The 13,817-nt window shown below is 44.0% G+C and carries 14 protein-coding genes; 6 read left to right on the plus strand and 8 right to left on the minus strand.

Features of this window, described 5'->3' with window-relative positions:
* Positions 1-22: 22 nt before the first annotated feature.
* From K5620_RS08070 to K5620_RS08080, 3 genes are read left to right on the plus strand one after another with little or no spacing between them, the layout of a single operon-like run.
* Positions 23-1,039 (plus strand): carbohydrate ABC transporter permease, encoded by a 1,017-nt coding sequence (locus tag K5620_RS08070; protein WP_040306892.1) that lies wholly within the window; start codon positions 23-25, stop codon positions 1,037-1,039.
* The gene (locus K5620_RS08075; RefSeq protein ID WP_016400667.1) at positions 1,036-1,935 is read left to right on the plus strand and encodes a carbohydrate ABC transporter permease; all 900 of its coding nucleotides are present in this window, start codon (positions 1,036-1,038) and stop codon (positions 1,933-1,935) included. The genes K5620_RS08070 and K5620_RS08075 overlap by 4 nt, the downstream gene beginning before the upstream one ends.
* Positions 1,936-1,942: 7 nt before the next feature.
* The gene (locus tag K5620_RS08080) at positions 1,943-2,929 is read left to right on the plus strand and encodes a Gfo/Idh/MocA family protein (RefSeq protein ID WP_016400666.1); all 987 of its coding nucleotides are present in this window, start codon (positions 1,943-1,945) and stop codon (positions 2,927-2,929) included.
* A gap of 44 nt (positions 2,930-2,973) precedes the next feature.
* On the opposite strand, the gene K5620_RS08085 is transcribed toward K5620_RS08080, so the two are convergent.
* Positions 2,974-3,480: a prepilin-type N-terminal cleavage/methylation domain-containing protein gene (locus K5620_RS08085; RefSeq protein ID WP_016400665.1), complete on the minus strand. Its 507-nt coding sequence runs from the start codon at positions 3,478-3,480 to the stop codon at positions 2,974-2,976.
* Positions 3,481-3,877: 397 nt separating this feature from the next.
* Here K5620_RS08085 and tig point away from each other — a divergent pair, with 397 nt between their 5' ends.
* The 3 genes from tig (at position 3,878) to clpX (ending at position 7,286) form a co-directional block, all read left to right on the plus strand.
* Positions 3,878-5,179, plus strand: coding sequence for a trigger factor (tig, locus tag K5620_RS08090; RefSeq protein ID WP_016400664.1), 1,302 nt, complete (start codon positions 3,878-3,880; stop codon positions 5,177-5,179).
* A gap of 89 nt (positions 5,180-5,268) precedes the next feature.
* Positions 5,269-5,892, plus strand: a complete 624-nt coding sequence (gene clpP / locus K5620_RS08095) for an ATP-dependent Clp endopeptidase proteolytic subunit ClpP (protein ID WP_016400663.1) — start codon at positions 5,269-5,271, stop codon at positions 5,890-5,892.
* Positions 5,893-6,005: 113 nt separating this feature from the next.
* On the plus strand, positions 6,006-7,286 hold the full coding sequence (clpX, locus tag K5620_RS08100) for an ATP-dependent protease ATP-binding subunit ClpX (protein ID WP_016400662.1): 1,281 nt from the start codon (positions 6,006-6,008) through the stop codon (positions 7,284-7,286).
* A 54-nt stretch (positions 7,287-7,340) separates the two neighbouring features.
* On the opposite strand, the gene K5620_RS08105 is transcribed toward clpX, so the two are convergent.
* From K5620_RS08105 to K5620_RS08135, 7 genes are read right to left on the minus strand one after another with little or no spacing between them, the layout of a single operon-like run.
* Complete coding sequence (locus K5620_RS08105; RefSeq protein ID WP_016400661.1) at positions 7,341-7,946, minus strand: DUF938 domain-containing protein; 606 nt, start codon at positions 7,944-7,946, stop codon at positions 7,341-7,343.
* Positions 7,936-8,301, minus strand: a complete 366-nt coding sequence (locus tag K5620_RS08110; RefSeq protein ID WP_016400660.1) for a Na+/H+ antiporter subunit G — start codon at positions 8,299-8,301, stop codon at positions 7,936-7,938. Before K5620_RS08110 ends, K5620_RS08105 begins: the two co-directional genes overlap by 11 nt.
* Positions 8,302-8,310: 9 nt before the next feature.
* Positions 8,311-8,580 carry a K+/H+ antiporter subunit F gene (locus K5620_RS08115; RefSeq protein ID WP_016400659.1) on the minus strand — a complete coding sequence of 90 codons (270 nt, stop codon included), beginning with the start codon at positions 8,578-8,580 and terminating at the stop codon, positions 8,311-8,313.
* Positions 8,574-9,077 carry a Na+/H+ antiporter subunit E gene (locus K5620_RS08120; protein WP_016400658.1) on the minus strand — a complete coding sequence of 168 codons (504 nt, stop codon included), beginning with the start codon at positions 9,075-9,077 and terminating at the stop codon, positions 8,574-8,576. The genes K5620_RS08115 and K5620_RS08120 overlap by 7 nt, the downstream gene beginning before the upstream one ends.
* Complete coding sequence (locus tag K5620_RS08125; protein ID WP_016400657.1) at positions 9,074-10,585, minus strand: monovalent cation/H+ antiporter subunit D; 1,512 nt, start codon at positions 10,583-10,585, stop codon at positions 9,074-9,076. Before K5620_RS08125 ends, K5620_RS08120 begins: the two co-directional genes overlap by 4 nt.
* Positions 10,585-10,938 carry a Na+/H+ antiporter subunit C gene (locus K5620_RS08130; RefSeq protein WP_016400656.1) on the minus strand — a complete coding sequence of 118 codons (354 nt, stop codon included), beginning with the start codon at positions 10,936-10,938 and terminating at the stop codon, positions 10,585-10,587. Before K5620_RS08130 ends, K5620_RS08125 begins: the two co-directional genes overlap by 1 nt.
* A complete protein-coding gene (locus tag K5620_RS08135; protein ID WP_016400655.1) occupies positions 10,938-13,733 on the minus strand; it encodes a monovalent cation/H+ antiporter subunit A in 2,796 nt (931 codons plus the stop codon). Before K5620_RS08135 ends, K5620_RS08130 begins: the two co-directional genes overlap by 1 nt.
* Positions 13,734-13,817: the final 84 nt, after the last annotated feature.

The raw sequence follows: 13,817 nt of genomic DNA on the forward strand, positions 1-13,817 counted from the left end.
CACCACAATATGAGTAAGTAACATGAGCAGTTCTCACGCATCCGCACCTCTTTCCGAGGTAGAGGGCGATAAGAAGGCTAGGTCTGCACGCAAACGGTCGTTTGCCAAGTTAGGCCAAGTGTTCGCCCCTTACGGTTTTTTAATGCCGTTCATCATTCTATTCTTGGTTTTTCAGGTTTTTGGTTTCGCCTTTTCTTTGTATTTGTCGTTTCACCAATGGAACCCGGTTGCTGGATTAGATTCAATGCGCTTTGTCGGCATCGAAAACTACACGTTTTCTTTAGAAGACGAAGACTTTTACCGTTCTTTATATAACACAATTTGGCTGGGATTAGCCTCAGGGATAAGCCAACACTTAGTCGCAATTCCAATGGCTTATTTGCTGGTGAACCTTGGCAGCAAGTTTCGCCACTTTATGACCTCTGCCTTCTTTTTACCGTTTATCACCTCTACCGTTGCGGTGAGCCTGATTTTTGTAAACATGTACTCTGCAAATGTAGGGATAATTAACAAGGCTTTGGTAGCTCTAGCTAACGCGCCTGGTCTGGGTTACATCTTTGGCTGGTTAAACGACTTAATGCCCTTGCGCTGGCTAGAAGATCGTTTGTTGATTAAACCTGCTATTGCCTTTTTACAATTTTGGAAATACACCGGTTTTCACTTAGTAATCTATATTTCCGGCATATTGACTATATCAAAGGAAGTGGAAGAAGCGGCTTTGCTAGATGGTGCAAACTTCCGTCAACGTTTCTGGTATATCGCCTTGCCTCATTTACGCCCATTTATTTTCTTTGGGGTCACTTTAACCATTATCGGTAGCCTACAAATGTTCGAAGAACCGTTCATTCTAACTAATGGTACCGGTGGCATTGGTAACTCTGGCTTAACGATTTCTATGTTCCTCTATAAAGTCGCTTGGGAATGGCTAGACATGGGCTGGGCATCGGCAATGTCGTGGTTACTGTTCTTAATCATTGCAGCGGTAACGGCGGTGCAGTTCTTATTCTTTGGCCGTAAAGGATTAGGGAGCCATTCATGAATATATTCGCAAATTCTACCCTGCCTCGTCGTCGTAGGCAGCAAACCAAGGGCGGAGAATTAGCCGCCCAAATCTTTGGGGTAGTGGGCACTATTGGGTTTTATGTCTTTTTAGTGTTGTGTGCTTTTTTAAGTATATTCCCGTTTATATGGTCGAGCATTTTATCTACTCGTACCCGAACTGAGATTTTTTCTTCAGAGCTTAGCTTGGCGCTAGGCAATGCACTGTTTGAGAACTATCAGTCTTTGGTTGATACCTTGCCGTTTTGGACTTCAATGCTGAACAGCTTTTATGTCACTGGCTTAGGGACTGTGGTGTCTATCTTGTTTTGCTCTATGGGCGGTTATGCCTTTGCAATCTACAAGTTTAGAGGGAAGAATTTTATATTTGGAACCATGGTAGCCTCAATGATGGTACCGCCTATCTTAGGTTTGATTCCTTACTACATGATTGTGCAGTTTTTGGGTTTATTAAATACTCACGTTGCCTTGTGGTTGCCGTTTACCGCTACCCCTTTTGCGATATTTTTGGTGCGCCAATATGTGGTGAGTTCTATCCCTCGAGAGTTAATAGAGTCCGCGCGAATTGATGGAGCGGGGGAGTGGTCAATTTATTTCCGCATTGCATTACCGCTGATGAAACCAGTATTGGGAACCGTTGCCATTGTGCAATTTGTTTTCTTCTGGAATAACTTCCTAGGACCTTTGGTGATTTTGTCTAGCCAAGATAAGTATGTGGTAACACTTGCTCTGCGAACCGTTCAAGGTTTGCCAAATACTCCATGGGGCGCGGTGATGTTGGGAACTACCATTTCCATTTTACCGATTGTGACCTTTTACTTGTTTGCCTCTAGGCAAATGATTTCTGGGCTCACCAGTGGTGCGGTAAAAGGTTAAATCAATAATGCAAAGAAAAACCTTTAACTGGGGCATTATTGCTCCAGGCCGTATTGCTCGGCGTTTTGCCGAGGGCTTAAGCGCCATAGAAGACGCCAAACTGTATGCGGTGGCAAGCTCTAATGAGCAGCGTGGCAAAGCTTTTGCTAAAGATTTTGGCGCCGCTACTAGCTATTTACGATACGACGAATTACTCGCCGACCTAAAGGTTGATGCAGTATATATTGCCAACCCCCATCGTTTTCATTACGAAACGATTCGGGCTTGTATTTTAGCGGGTAAGCCAGTGTTGTGTGAAAAGCCCTTAACGGTGAATGCCGCGCAAGCTGAACAACTTATGGCGTTGGCCGAACAGCACCAAGTGTTTTTAATGGAAGCTATGTGGAGCCGCTATTTGCCAGTATGGCAGCAGGTAAAGCGTTGGCTAAATCAAAACATGATTGGTGACATTAAGTTGCTGCAATCTAGCTTTGCGTTTCCAATCCCAAGAGATGAAAGTGATCGCTTACTTAATGTAGATTTAGCGGGCGGGGTGCTACTTGATTACGGAGTGTATAACGTTGCTTTATCGCAGTTTGTGATGGGCAGACACCCTAGTAAGGTTTTAGCCGATGGCTTGGTTGGTCCTACAGGTGTTGACGAGCGTTGTAGCGTTATTCTTAACTATGGTGGTGCAGTTAGCCAATTCACCTGTTCTTTCCAAAGTTATACCGAAAACAGTTTTTGCATTTACGGTGATAAAGGCAAAATTGTGGTGCCAGCGTATTTTTGGGATAGCAACAAAGTAGAGCTTCATTTATTCGACAAGCGCCCAGAGTTATTAGAGCTGCCGTACTTAGCCAGCGGTTTTGAGTATCAAGCAAGTGAAGCGATGAGTTGCATTCGTCGGGGGATGTTGCAAAGCCAGTTAAATACTTGGCAAGACACCCTAGGCACCCAGCGAGTAATGGATGAGATTCTGGCTCAAGTAGGCGTTAGTTACCCATTTCTTTAGTCGGTCGTTAATGCATTTAGCAAAAGCCCCGCCTTAGGGGCTTTTTAGCAACCGTCGTCGACTAGCTCGTATTGCGGAGGTGTAGTTGCGTTACTGGCTTGGGTATATTGAAAATAGCAGTTGTCGTCAGTGACTTGGCCATTACCGTTTCTGTCGTAACCCAAATAAGTGAAAGCAATGCCTTGCTCTTGTAAAACAAAAACATCATCAATGTCGATGCGTTTAGTAATGTCGGTATTATCAAGGTATCGCCATTTTAGTCTTACGTCAGGACTATCGGGGTTAAATACATCAAAAGTGCCATCTCCATCCATGTCTACGTCGATTAAATCATCGCGATTAGGCACCTGTTGCGACACATAACTTGGCATGTAGGATTTAAGGGTGAGGAGGTCGTTGGCGGCTTTTACACTAACGCTGATTTGTTCAATGGTTTTTATTCGGGCATCACTGGATAGATTTAGTAGCTTAGGTGCAGCAGTAACCGCAAGAATACCGATCACGATAATCACTACAACCAGTTCTATTAAGGTAAAGCCTTGGTTTTTCATTAATCCCTAAACATTTTTACCGCATCCGTTTTCGGCGAAGTATAAAAGTTTGCTTATCGCTTGCCTAGCTTTGTAGAGTCATTGGTCTAATTTTGTGCGGGTGCGCTAATTATAAGCAAGCGTTATATCAACAAAGACCTGTTTTTTGAGCGGGAGCTTTGAGCTTAATGTAGTGAAAATCGCCAAACAGGTATGCGTAGCAGCAAATATTTACGCGATATCTGCGATTATCTAGCAATCAGTCTCGACCTTGGCGAAAACCATGGCTATAATGCGGCGTTTTGAAATTATGGGTCCTTAACTAAGGACAGCTAGTTCGCCAATGCGAACCGCTAAATTCCCATTGTTTACGTAAGTAAATTGTCAGCAGGGTGCTGACTATAGCCGAGGTAATAAAATGCAGGTTTCAGTAGAAACAACTCAGGGCTTGGAGCGTCGTGTTACGATTTCGATTGACGCTACGCAAATCGAACAGCAAATTGAGCAAGCGCTTAAGCAAGAATCACGTCGCGCTCGCATCGACGGTTTCCGCCCTGGTAAAGTGCCAGTAAGCGTAATCAAGAAACGTTACGGTGCAGCTATTCGCCACGATGTAACTGGTCAAGCAATGCAGCGTTCATTCTACGAAGCTATCATGCAAGAGAAGCTAAACCCAGCAGGTGCTCCAGCACTTCAGCCTGGTGATACTAAAGATGGCGAGTTCAGCTTTAGCGCTACTTTCGAAATCTTCCCAGAAGTAGAAGTTGCTGGTCTAGACGCAATCGAAGTAGAAAAGAAAACAGCTACTGTTAACGACAAAGACGTTGACAACATGATCGACACGTTGCGCAAGCAGCAAGCTACTTGGAAAGAAACCAAGGGCATGATCAAAAACGAATTCCGCGTAAACCTAGACTTCTTAGGTAAGATCGACGGTGAAGAATTTGAAGGCGGCAAAGCTGAAGGTTTCGACCTAGCTATGGGCGCTGGCCGTATGATTCCTGGTTTTGAAGACGGCATCATGGGTAAGAAAACTGGCGAAGAGTTCACTATTGAAGTTAACTTCCCAGAAGATTACCACGCAGAAAACCTAAAAGGTAAAGCTGCAACTTTTGATATCAAAATCAACAAAGTTGAAAAGCCTGAACTAGCTGAAGTTAACGAAGAATTCGTTAAATTGTTCGGTGTAGAGTCTGGTGAACTAGACGCACTTAAAGCTGAAATCCGTAAGAACATGGAACGTGAACTTGAGCAAACGCTAAAAGCGGGTGTTAAAGAGCAAGTTTTAGCTGGTCTTATCGAGCAAAACGAAATTGACGTACCAGCTGCTCTAGTTTCTCAAGAAGTTGAGCAACTTCGTAAGCAAGCAATGCAACGTTTTGGCGAAAACGCACAAAATGCTCCAGAGCTTCCGGATGAGCTATTCACTGAGCAAGCACAACGTCGCGTTCGCACCGGTCTTCTATTAGGTGAGTTAATCAAAGTTAACGAACTAGAAGCTGATGATGAGAAAGTTAAAGAGCACATTGCTTCTTTCGCTTCTGCTTACGAAGATCCAACTGAAGTTCTTGACTACTACGCGAAAAACGAAGAGTTGATGAACAACGTTCGTAACGTAGTTTTAGAAGAGCAAGCGATTGAATTTGTGCTTGGTAAAGCAAAAGTGACTGAAAAAGAAGTAGCTTTTGATGAAATTATGAACAAGCAAGGTGCAAACTAAGGTCTAATTTGACTTAGCCACCTTTATCTCGCATATAATGGCTCGTATGTACTACATACGAGCCATTTTTTTTAAGGAAGAGCGCATCAATGTCTAAAGAAGTTAATCAGTCTGCATTCGACCCCATGGCGGCTTTGGTGCCAATGGTTATTGAGCAAACCTCTAAAGGGGAACGCTCTTATGATATATACTCTCGTCTATTAAAAGACCGAGTTATTTTCTTAACTGGTCAAGTGGAAGACCACATGGCCAACCTAGTGGTTGCTCAGTTGTTATTTTTAGAATCTGAGAACCCAGAGAAAGACATCTTCATTTACATTAACTCGCCAGGCGGTTCAATTAGCGCTGGTATGGCGATTTACGACACCATGCAGTTTATTAAGCCTAAAATTAGTACCGTGTGTATGGGTATGGCAGCAAGCATGGGCGCATTTTTATTGGCTGGTGGCGCTAAAGGCAAACGTTATTGTTTACCAAACGCCAAAGTGATGATTCACCAGCCACTAGGCGGTTATCAAGGTCAAGCTTCTGACATTGAAATTCACGCTAACGAAATTATTAAAACAAAACGTCGCATGAACGAGTTGTTGGCCGAGCATACTGGTCAAAGTTTTGATACTATCGCTGCAGACACTGATCGCGATAACTATATGACAGCTGAACAGGCTAAAGAATACGGTATCGTCGATGATATCTTTGCGCGTCGTGAATAATTAGTTCCAATTCACGGTCTGTACAGATAGAGCATAGAGAAAATAGCATTCTTCGCGGTTTGATTTACACTGTAGATAAAAGCGTAGAATGCTACATAGTTTGAGGTTAGCGAATGACAGATAAGCGCAAGGGTGATGGAGATAGCAGTAAGCTGTTGTATTGCTCCTTCTGCGGTAAAAGCCAGCATGAAGTGAGAAAGCTGATTGCCGGTCCCTCCGTCTATATTTGTGACGAATGTGTTGAGTTATGTAACGACATCATTCGAGAAGAAATAAAAGAAATATCGCCAAATAAAAAAGAAGGCAACGCCTTACCGGTTCCTAAGGAAATTAGAGAACACCTTGATGACTACGTAATTGGTCAGGATCACGCCAAGAAAGTATTAGCAGTTGCGGTTTATAACCACTACAAGCGCCTTCGTAACGGTGATGTGGCTGATGGCATTGAGCTTGGTAAGAGTAATATCCTGCTTATTGGCCCAACTGGTAGTGGTAAAACTCTACTGGCGGAAACGCTTGCTCGTTTACTCGACGTACCGTTTACCATGGCTGATGCTACCACTTTAACCGAAGCAGGTTATGTGGGCGAAGATGTTGAAAACATCATTCAGAAGTTACTGCAGAAATGTGACTACGACGTTGATAAAGCGCAACGCGGTATTGTTTACATTGATGAAATTGACAAAATTTCTCGTAAATCAGATAACCCGTCAATTACTCGTGATGTTTCTGGTGAAGGTGTACAGCAAGCCTTACTTAAGTTAATTGAAGGTACTGTAGCTTCTGTTCCTCCTCAAGGCGGACGTAAGCATCCTCAGCAAGAGTTTTTACAGGTTGATACCTCTAAGATCTTATTCATCTGTGGTGGCGCATTTGCTGGCTTAGATAAGGTTATCGAGCAACGTGCTTCTACCGGAACCGGTATTGGTTTCGGGGCTGAAGTGAAGGGTGAAGCAGATAAAAACTCGCTAAGCGAAACCTTCTCTAAAGTTGAGCCAGAAGATCTAGTTAAGTATGGTCTTATTCCTGAGTTTATTGGTCGTTTGCCAGTTGTGGCTACGCTAACTGAGCTTGATGAAGACGCATTAATCCAGATTTTGAGCGAACCTAAAAATGCCCTTACTAAACAGTACGGTGCTTTGTTCAAGCTTGAAGATGTTGAGCTAGAGTTTCGCGAAGATGCACTTCGAGCTATCGCTCACAAAGCGATGGAGCGTAAAACTGGTGCTCGTGGTTTGCGTTCAATTGTAGAAGCCGTATTGCTTAATACTATGTACGACTTACCATCGATTGATAATATTTCAAAAGTAGTTATCGACCAAACGGTGATTCAAGGTGAGAGTGACCCAATCTTGATTTACACCAATGAAGATAAAGCTGCTAGCGCAGAGTAAACTGTGCGAGTATAAAAAAGCCAGTCTTATGACTGGCTTTTTTATTTTTGTAAGTTAGGCCTTTTGCCAAACTAAAAACAGGTTGTTAGCTGGCATAGCTATTGTCTCTTTGAGGTGTAAATCATGTTTGGCAGCCCAAGCCTGCAATTGCTCAATGTCTCGAAGGCCTCCGTAGCCTTGAGCTTGCAGCATCAAATCGAACTCGCGATTACTCTCGCTACTGTATTGGCCAGCTTGCTTAAACGGGCCATAGTGAAACAGTTGTCCATTAGATGGTAAATTGTCACCGATGTCCGAATACATTAGCTCTACGAGCTCTTTACGCATTATGTGTGCGGTATTGGCGGTATATACCGCGTCGCAATCACATGGCCATACATCTTTACCTACTTGATAGCTAAGCGGCGGCGGTTGCTCACTGAGTAGCATGTACTCTTGCCAATATTGAATGGCTGCGTCATTGGTTTGTTGGTCTGAGGTCTGCCAACGAAGCTGAGGTAGGGCTTTAGCAAAAAAAGCCGCGTGTTGTCCGGTGCCTGAGCCAATCTCAAGCAGACACCGCGATGATGTTAGCCTTGGTGCGAGCTGTTCTATGATTGCCTGTTTGTTATTGTCGGCGGCGCGATTAAAAAACGCCGCCGGATGTTGATTACTCGTCATTCGGGTTTTGATGCAAATAAGCTTTGTTGGTTAAGTGTTGCTTATGAGTATTGTCCTTAAGCTTCACTTTGTAGTGCAAACCGGCTTTAGCTAGCATGTGCGCAGCAATAGGCGCAGTAATTAGCAAAAACATGGTAATCAGTATTTCTTTTAAATTAACCCTGCCTAACTCAAAGCTAAAATAAACCATTGAGGCAATTAAAATACAGCCGACACCCAATGTGCTCGCCTTGGTTGGGGCGTGCAAGCGGGTGAAAAAATCTGGCAACTTGGCTAAACCAATTGAGCCAATCAACATAACTACCGCACCTAGTACAAGCAGAATACTTACAACAATTTCTAATAAACTGGTCATCTGCTAATCCTATTCGATGATGTCGCCGCGAAGTAAGTATTTACAAAATGCAGCAGTACTAACAAAGCCTAATAGGGCGATTAGCAATGCGCTTTCGTAGTAACTTACCGAGCCTTGGTATAAACCTAGCAATATAATTAAGGCAATACTGTTGATATACATAGTGTCTACCGCAACAATGCGATCAGGTGCGGTAGGCCCAATAATTAAGCGCCAAGCATTAAGCGCCAAGGCTATACAAATTAAGCCGCTAGCAAAGAGAGTGGCATAAGCTAACATTTGAAAATCTCCTTCAGTGGGGCTTCATAGCGCTGTTTAATTTGTGTAATTAGCGCTTGCTCATCCTCTAGGTGAAGCACGTGTACATACAGCCATTGTTTGTCGTCAGATAACTCGACACTGCAGGTTCCTGGGGTTAACGACACACTGCTTGTAAAAATGGTTAATGGCAAAGGTTCGCTAAAAGAGATGGGCACTGCGACAAACGCAGGGTTAAGCTTTTTGTTACTTTGCAAAACCCTTTTCGCAACATCAAAGTTCGAAACTACAATATCGATAATTAAACGAAATGTGTAAGAGATTACTTTAAGTGGGTTTTTAGCAACCGGTTCTTTTTCACTTAGAGGCGCAACGATCCAAGGGATTACAATAGCGAAGATTGCACCTAGTACCATATGCCCGCGGCTAAACTCATGTAAGATTTGCCATACTAACCACAACAGTAAGCTGTGGTAAGGGGTTGGAAACCAAACAAATTTCTTTTGAGTTTTAATCATTTGGCTACCTCGTTAAGTTGTTGCAGGCTTAAGCCTGCATTGAGTTGCTCTGCGGCAAGCTGAGCGTAATCGGTTAATGGACCACCAAAGACCACCATTAAAGGTAGTAAGCCCACTAAAATAGCGATGGCTAAATATTGAATAGGGTGCCCTTGTAAGGCAGTGGTGTTTTCGCCACTGGTACGCCAAAACAAAGAGGTTCCGGCGCGAGATAAGGCAATTAGCGAAATCAAACCTGCACCTAAAATTAAAGACCATATCCACGCCATTTGATTGGTATCGGTGACCGATTGCAAGATAAGGGCTTTGCCAACAAAACCAGACAACGGAGGCATGCCGATTAGACCAATTGCAAGCAGCGCAAATACAAAGCCTAATTTAGCTGATTGAGGCATGGCTCTCGCTGTTACAAAGCGGTCTTCTGCTTTTCCTCGCTGTTGCTGAATGAGCCCCGCCAGCAAAAACATCGCGGCACAAGCGATGGTACTGTGTACTAAGTAATAAATACCGGCAGTGCTTGCTTGTACGCTATTAAGGCTAATTGTAACCAACAAAGTACCAACCGAAACAATCACCAAGTTGCTACATAATACTCTTAGGCTTTGGCTCGCTAATACTGATATCGCGCCAATGGCGATGGTTAATAGGGCAATTGGCCATAGCCAAGGTAGTGCAATATTGGCTAGCTCACCCGCTTGTTCACCAAACATTACTCCGTGGATCCGCCAAATACTGTAGATACCAACTTTGGTCATAATGGCAAATAGCGCGGCTACTGGGGTGCTGGTGCTTGAGTATGCTTTAGGCAACCAAAAGTGCAGCGGAAGCATTGCTGCTTTCAAGCCAAACACGGCAAGTAACAGTAATGCACCAGACTTAGTAATTAGCTGTTCACTGTGTGACAGTTGCGGAATTTTGTCAGCCATATCGGCAAAGTTGAGGGTACCTAAGGTGCCGTATAAGGTGCCTAAGGCAAACAAGAATAACGATGAGCCAATTAAGTTCAAAAACACATAATGGATGTTGGCCTGAATTTTTTGTTTACCGCCTCCGTGGATCATCAAGGAGTAGGAAGCAATCAGTAATACCTCAAAAAATACAAACAGATTGAACGCATCGCCAGTTAGAAAGGCGCCGTTAATACCCATTAGTTGGAACATAATTAATGGATGAAAAAATGCGCCATTTTTATCTTCACCGGCACTGGCATACAAAATGACAGTTAGGCCTAATATGGCGCTTAAGGCAATCATTAATGCTGAAAAGGCATCAGCCACTAATACAATACCAAAGGGCGCCGACCAATCACCTAAGGCATACATTTGAATACCTTGATTTTGCACTTTTAAAAGCAAGGCTATTGCCACAACAGCCATTGATAAATTGGCTGCAACAGTGAAAATACGTTGTTTGCTTAACGAAGCACTTAGGCTTGGAAATAGCAACACCACGCCCACAAAAAACGGGATAAGAACGGGGAAAACAACTAAATGATCAAACAAACTCATTAGGCTTTATCCTCCCGCGCTAAACGGTCTATAGGTTCTTCTCCATCAACATGGTCATTACCCAAGTCGGCACGTCCGCGCATGGCCAAAATAACGGCAAAAGCGGTCATCGCAAATCCAATAACAATCGCTGTTAGGACTAAAGCTTGAGGGAGTGGGTCGGCGTAATTATCTCCGCCATTTAGCACCGCTGGAGCGCCAATGGTTAATCCGCCACTGGCAAACAAAAATAAGTTAACAGCATAAGACAGCAAGGTTAATCCTATAACAAGGGTAAAAGTGTGGCCACGTAGCATCAAAAAGATGCCACAAGCGGTCATAAAGCCGACACACACTGAGTAGACTACTTCCATTATCTTTCTCCTACGGTGAGTCGTTCTTTGGTAGTGAGTTTGCCTAGATTAGCCAAAATCAATAAGGTTGCGCCGATTACCGTTAAGTACACGCCTAAATCAAATACCAACGCGCTGGTAAGCTCAAACTTGCCTATCCAAGGTAGTGAGAAGTAATCAAACCAGGAGGTTAAGAATGGGCGACCAAAGGCCCAGCTACCTAAACCGGTGATTGCTGCGGTGACTAAACCAATGGCAATAAAGTAGTGGTAACTAACACTTACCCGCTTGCTCATCCAATCTACGCCGTGAGCCAAATACTGCTGAATTAGCGCAATCGAGGTAATTAGGCCCGCAATAAAGCCACCACCAGGTAGGTTGTGTCCTCGCATGAAAATGTAAGCCGATACCAATAAGAATAAGGGCAGTAAGCTTTGTGATACTACCGACAGCAGAATTGGGTATTTGTCTTTAGCCCATAAGCGGCCATCGTGATCTTTAGTACGCATCGATAAACGCATTCTTGCGATCAGCTTATAAATACCTAGTGCCGCAATACCCAAAACGGTAATTTCGCCAAAGGTATCAAAACCACGGAAATCAACCAAAATTACGTTAACCACATTGGTACCACCGCCGCCAGTTTTAGCATTAGCAATAAAGAAATCTGAAATGCTATCGAGCGGGTGAGTCAGTAAGGCAAAACAAATACTGCCAACGATACAACCAATTGCCGAAGCTACCGCTAAGTCACGAACAAAGTGGCTGGGGCGGCTTTTACTGGTAGGAGTATGTTGAGGAAAAAAGTACAAAGCTAACAACAGTAAGATTACCGTTACTACTTCTACAGATAACTGGGTTAAGGCTAAATCTGGCGCCGAGAAGTAGGCGAAGGTAATCGATACCACCAAACCCACTAGCGATAGCATCAGCAGCGCTATCATCCGGTAGTGGCTCCAAATGATGGTAGCGAGAGAGCCTGCAATCAGTAATATTGCGGCAATCACTACAGCGCCATTAAGCGGCGTGCTTGGCAAGCTTCCTTGAGTTGTCTCTAAATCCAGTAGCGGTGGTGCCGTTAGGGCTAGTGCAAAAAAGCACAGCCAAAATGCGTAGCGCTGTAACGAGCCAGACTCTAAATAACCATTCACTTTTTGCGCCCATATTACGCAGCGTTGAATGGCGCCTTCAAATATCATTTTTGCGTCCAGCGCAGGGAATAAGCCTTCAAACCTAAACAATGGTTTGCGGTTTAAATAAATGGCTAATCCGCCAGCAATAGCCAGACCGCTCATAAGCAATGGAATGTTAAAGCCGTGCCAAAGAGCTAAACTAAATTCGGGTAAGGGGTGGTTCAATACTGCCAGCGAGGCACTGTCTAACAGCGGGCCAATGGTGAAATTAGGGAAGATTCCAACAATCAAACATAAAGCCACCAAGATTTCGACGGGCACTCGCATGTAGCGCGGTGGCTCGTGCGGTGTTTTGGTTAAACCTTTTGGTTCCCCGTTGAAAAACACATCGTGAATAAAGCGTAATGAATAGGCTACTGCAAACGCTCCGCCAATGGTGGCGAGAACAGGAATAAGCCAAGACAATGAGCCTAAAATGCTTTGGTCGAGAGTTTCGGCAAAAAACATTTCTTTGGAAAGAAAACCATTTAACAGCGGCACACCCGCCATCGAGGCTGAGGCCACCATCGCCAGCGTGGCGGTGATTGGCATGTACTTCCATAAACCATTAAGTTTGCGCATATCACGCGAACCGGACTCATGGTCGATAATGCCTGCAGCCATAAATAGTGAAGCTTTAAAAATGGCGTGGTTAATAATATGAAATACTGCAGCAATTGCCGCCAGTTGGGTATTTAAGCCAAGCAGCAATACAATTAAACCCAAGTGACTAATGGTTGAATAAGCCAGTAAGCCTTTTAAATCGTGCTTAAATAGTGCTGTGTAAGCACCCAGTAACAACGTGAACAAGCCAGTAAGAGAAACCACCGCAAACCAGGTTTCGGTTCCTGCTAGCACTGGGTAAAAACGTGCTAATAGAAAGATACCCGCTTTAACCATAGTGGCAGAGTGTAAATAAGCACTTACCGGTGTAGGGGCTGCCATGGCATGTGGTAGCCAAAAGTGGAACGGAAACTGTGCCGATTTAGTGAAAGCGCCTAATAGAAACAAAGCCAAAATGGCAAAGTAATAAGGGTGTTGCTGCACTAAATCGCCGCTGTTTAACACCACATCCAGTTCGTAGCTACCGACAACTTGACCCAGTAACACAATGCCACCTAACAGGGCTAAGCCGCCAGCGCCAGTAATGGTAAGCGCCATGCGAGCGCCTTTTCTGGCGTCACTGCTATGAGACCAAAAACTAATGAGTAGGAAGGAGCTGATACTGGTTAACTCCCAGAAAAACCACAACTGCAACATGTTATTCGACATCACAATACCCAGCATTGCAGTCATAAACATGATTAGGTAGCAATAAAAGCGGCCCATGTGGTCTTTTTCGCTCAAGTAGTAGCGAGCATACAAAATGACCAATAAACCTATGCCCAAAATCAGTAAGCTGAACAGCACTGATAAGCCATCAAGGCGAAAAGAGAGGTTAAGCCCTAGCTGTGGGATCCAAGCGATACTTTGGGTGAAAAATTGGCCACCCAATACCGCAGGCATGTCGAACAAAATCAAGGCCAGTGCAAGCGCAGGTAGCAAGGCGGTAGCCAGTGCACAAGTACTTCGGCTGAATTTGTTGGTTAGCAAAGGAACAATAATTCCTAGCATGGGTAAAAACGGTACCCAGAAATAGTGCATTTAACGCAGCTCCGTCAGCTAATTGTTTGGTATTTATGAAAAATCATAGTCATTATTCGAATGAATATCCACGCTTAGTTTACA

This window comes from Agarivorans albus (assembly GCF_019670105.1).
In the GTDB taxonomy this organism is placed as follows: domain Bacteria; phylum Pseudomonadota; class Gammaproteobacteria; order Enterobacterales; family Celerinatantimonadaceae; genus Agarivorans; species Agarivorans albus.

Bases quoted from the DNA above. Each gene is read 5' to 3' on its own strand.
- K5620_RS08085 (WP_016400665.1), bottom strand. From the start codon at position 3,480: ATGAAAAACCAAGGCTTTACCTTAATAGAACTGGTTGTAGTGATTATC.
- K5620_RS08115 (WP_016400659.1), bottom strand. From the start codon at position 8,580: ATGTTAGCTTATGCCACTCTCTTTGCTAGCGGCTTAATTTGTATAGCC.
- K5620_RS08120 (WP_016400658.1), bottom strand. From the start codon at position 9,077: ATGATTAAAACTCAAAAGAAATTTGTTTGGTTTCCAACCCCTTACCAC.
- K5620_RS08075 (WP_016400667.1), top strand. From the start codon at position 1,036: ATGAATATATTCGCAAATTCTACCCTGCCTCGTCGTCGTAGGCAGCAA.
- tig (WP_016400664.1), top strand. From the start codon at position 3,878: ATGCAGGTTTCAGTAGAAACAACTCAGGGCTTGGAGCGTCGTGTTACG.
- K5620_RS08105 (WP_016400661.1), bottom strand. From the start codon at position 7,946: ATGACGAGTAATCAACATCCGGCGGCGTTTTTTAATCGCGCCGCCGAC.
- K5620_RS08135 (WP_016400655.1), bottom strand. From the start codon at position 13,733: ATGCACTATTTCTGGGTACCGTTTTTACCCATGCTAGGAATTATTGTT.
- K5620_RS08125 (WP_016400657.1), bottom strand. From the start codon at position 10,585: ATGAGTTTGTTTGATCATTTAGTTGTTTTCCCCGTTCTTATCCCGTTT.
- clpP (WP_016400663.1), top strand. From the start codon at position 5,269: ATGTCTAAAGAAGTTAATCAGTCTGCATTCGACCCCATGGCGGCTTTG.
- K5620_RS08080 (WP_016400666.1), top strand. From the start codon at position 1,943: ATGCAAAGAAAAACCTTTAACTGGGGCATTATTGCTCCAGGCCGTATT.
- clpX (WP_016400662.1), top strand. From the start codon at position 6,006: ATGACAGATAAGCGCAAGGGTGATGGAGATAGCAGTAAGCTGTTGTAT.
- K5620_RS08110 (WP_016400660.1), bottom strand. From the start codon at position 8,301: ATGACCAGTTTATTAGAAATTGTTGTAAGTATTCTGCTTGTACTAGGT.
- K5620_RS08070 (WP_040306892.1), top strand. From the start codon at position 23: ATGAGCAGTTCTCACGCATCCGCACCTCTTTCCGAGGTAGAGGGCGAT.
- K5620_RS08130 (WP_016400656.1), bottom strand. From the start codon at position 10,938: ATGGAAGTAGTCTACTCAGTGTGTGTCGGCTTTATGACCGCTTGTGGC.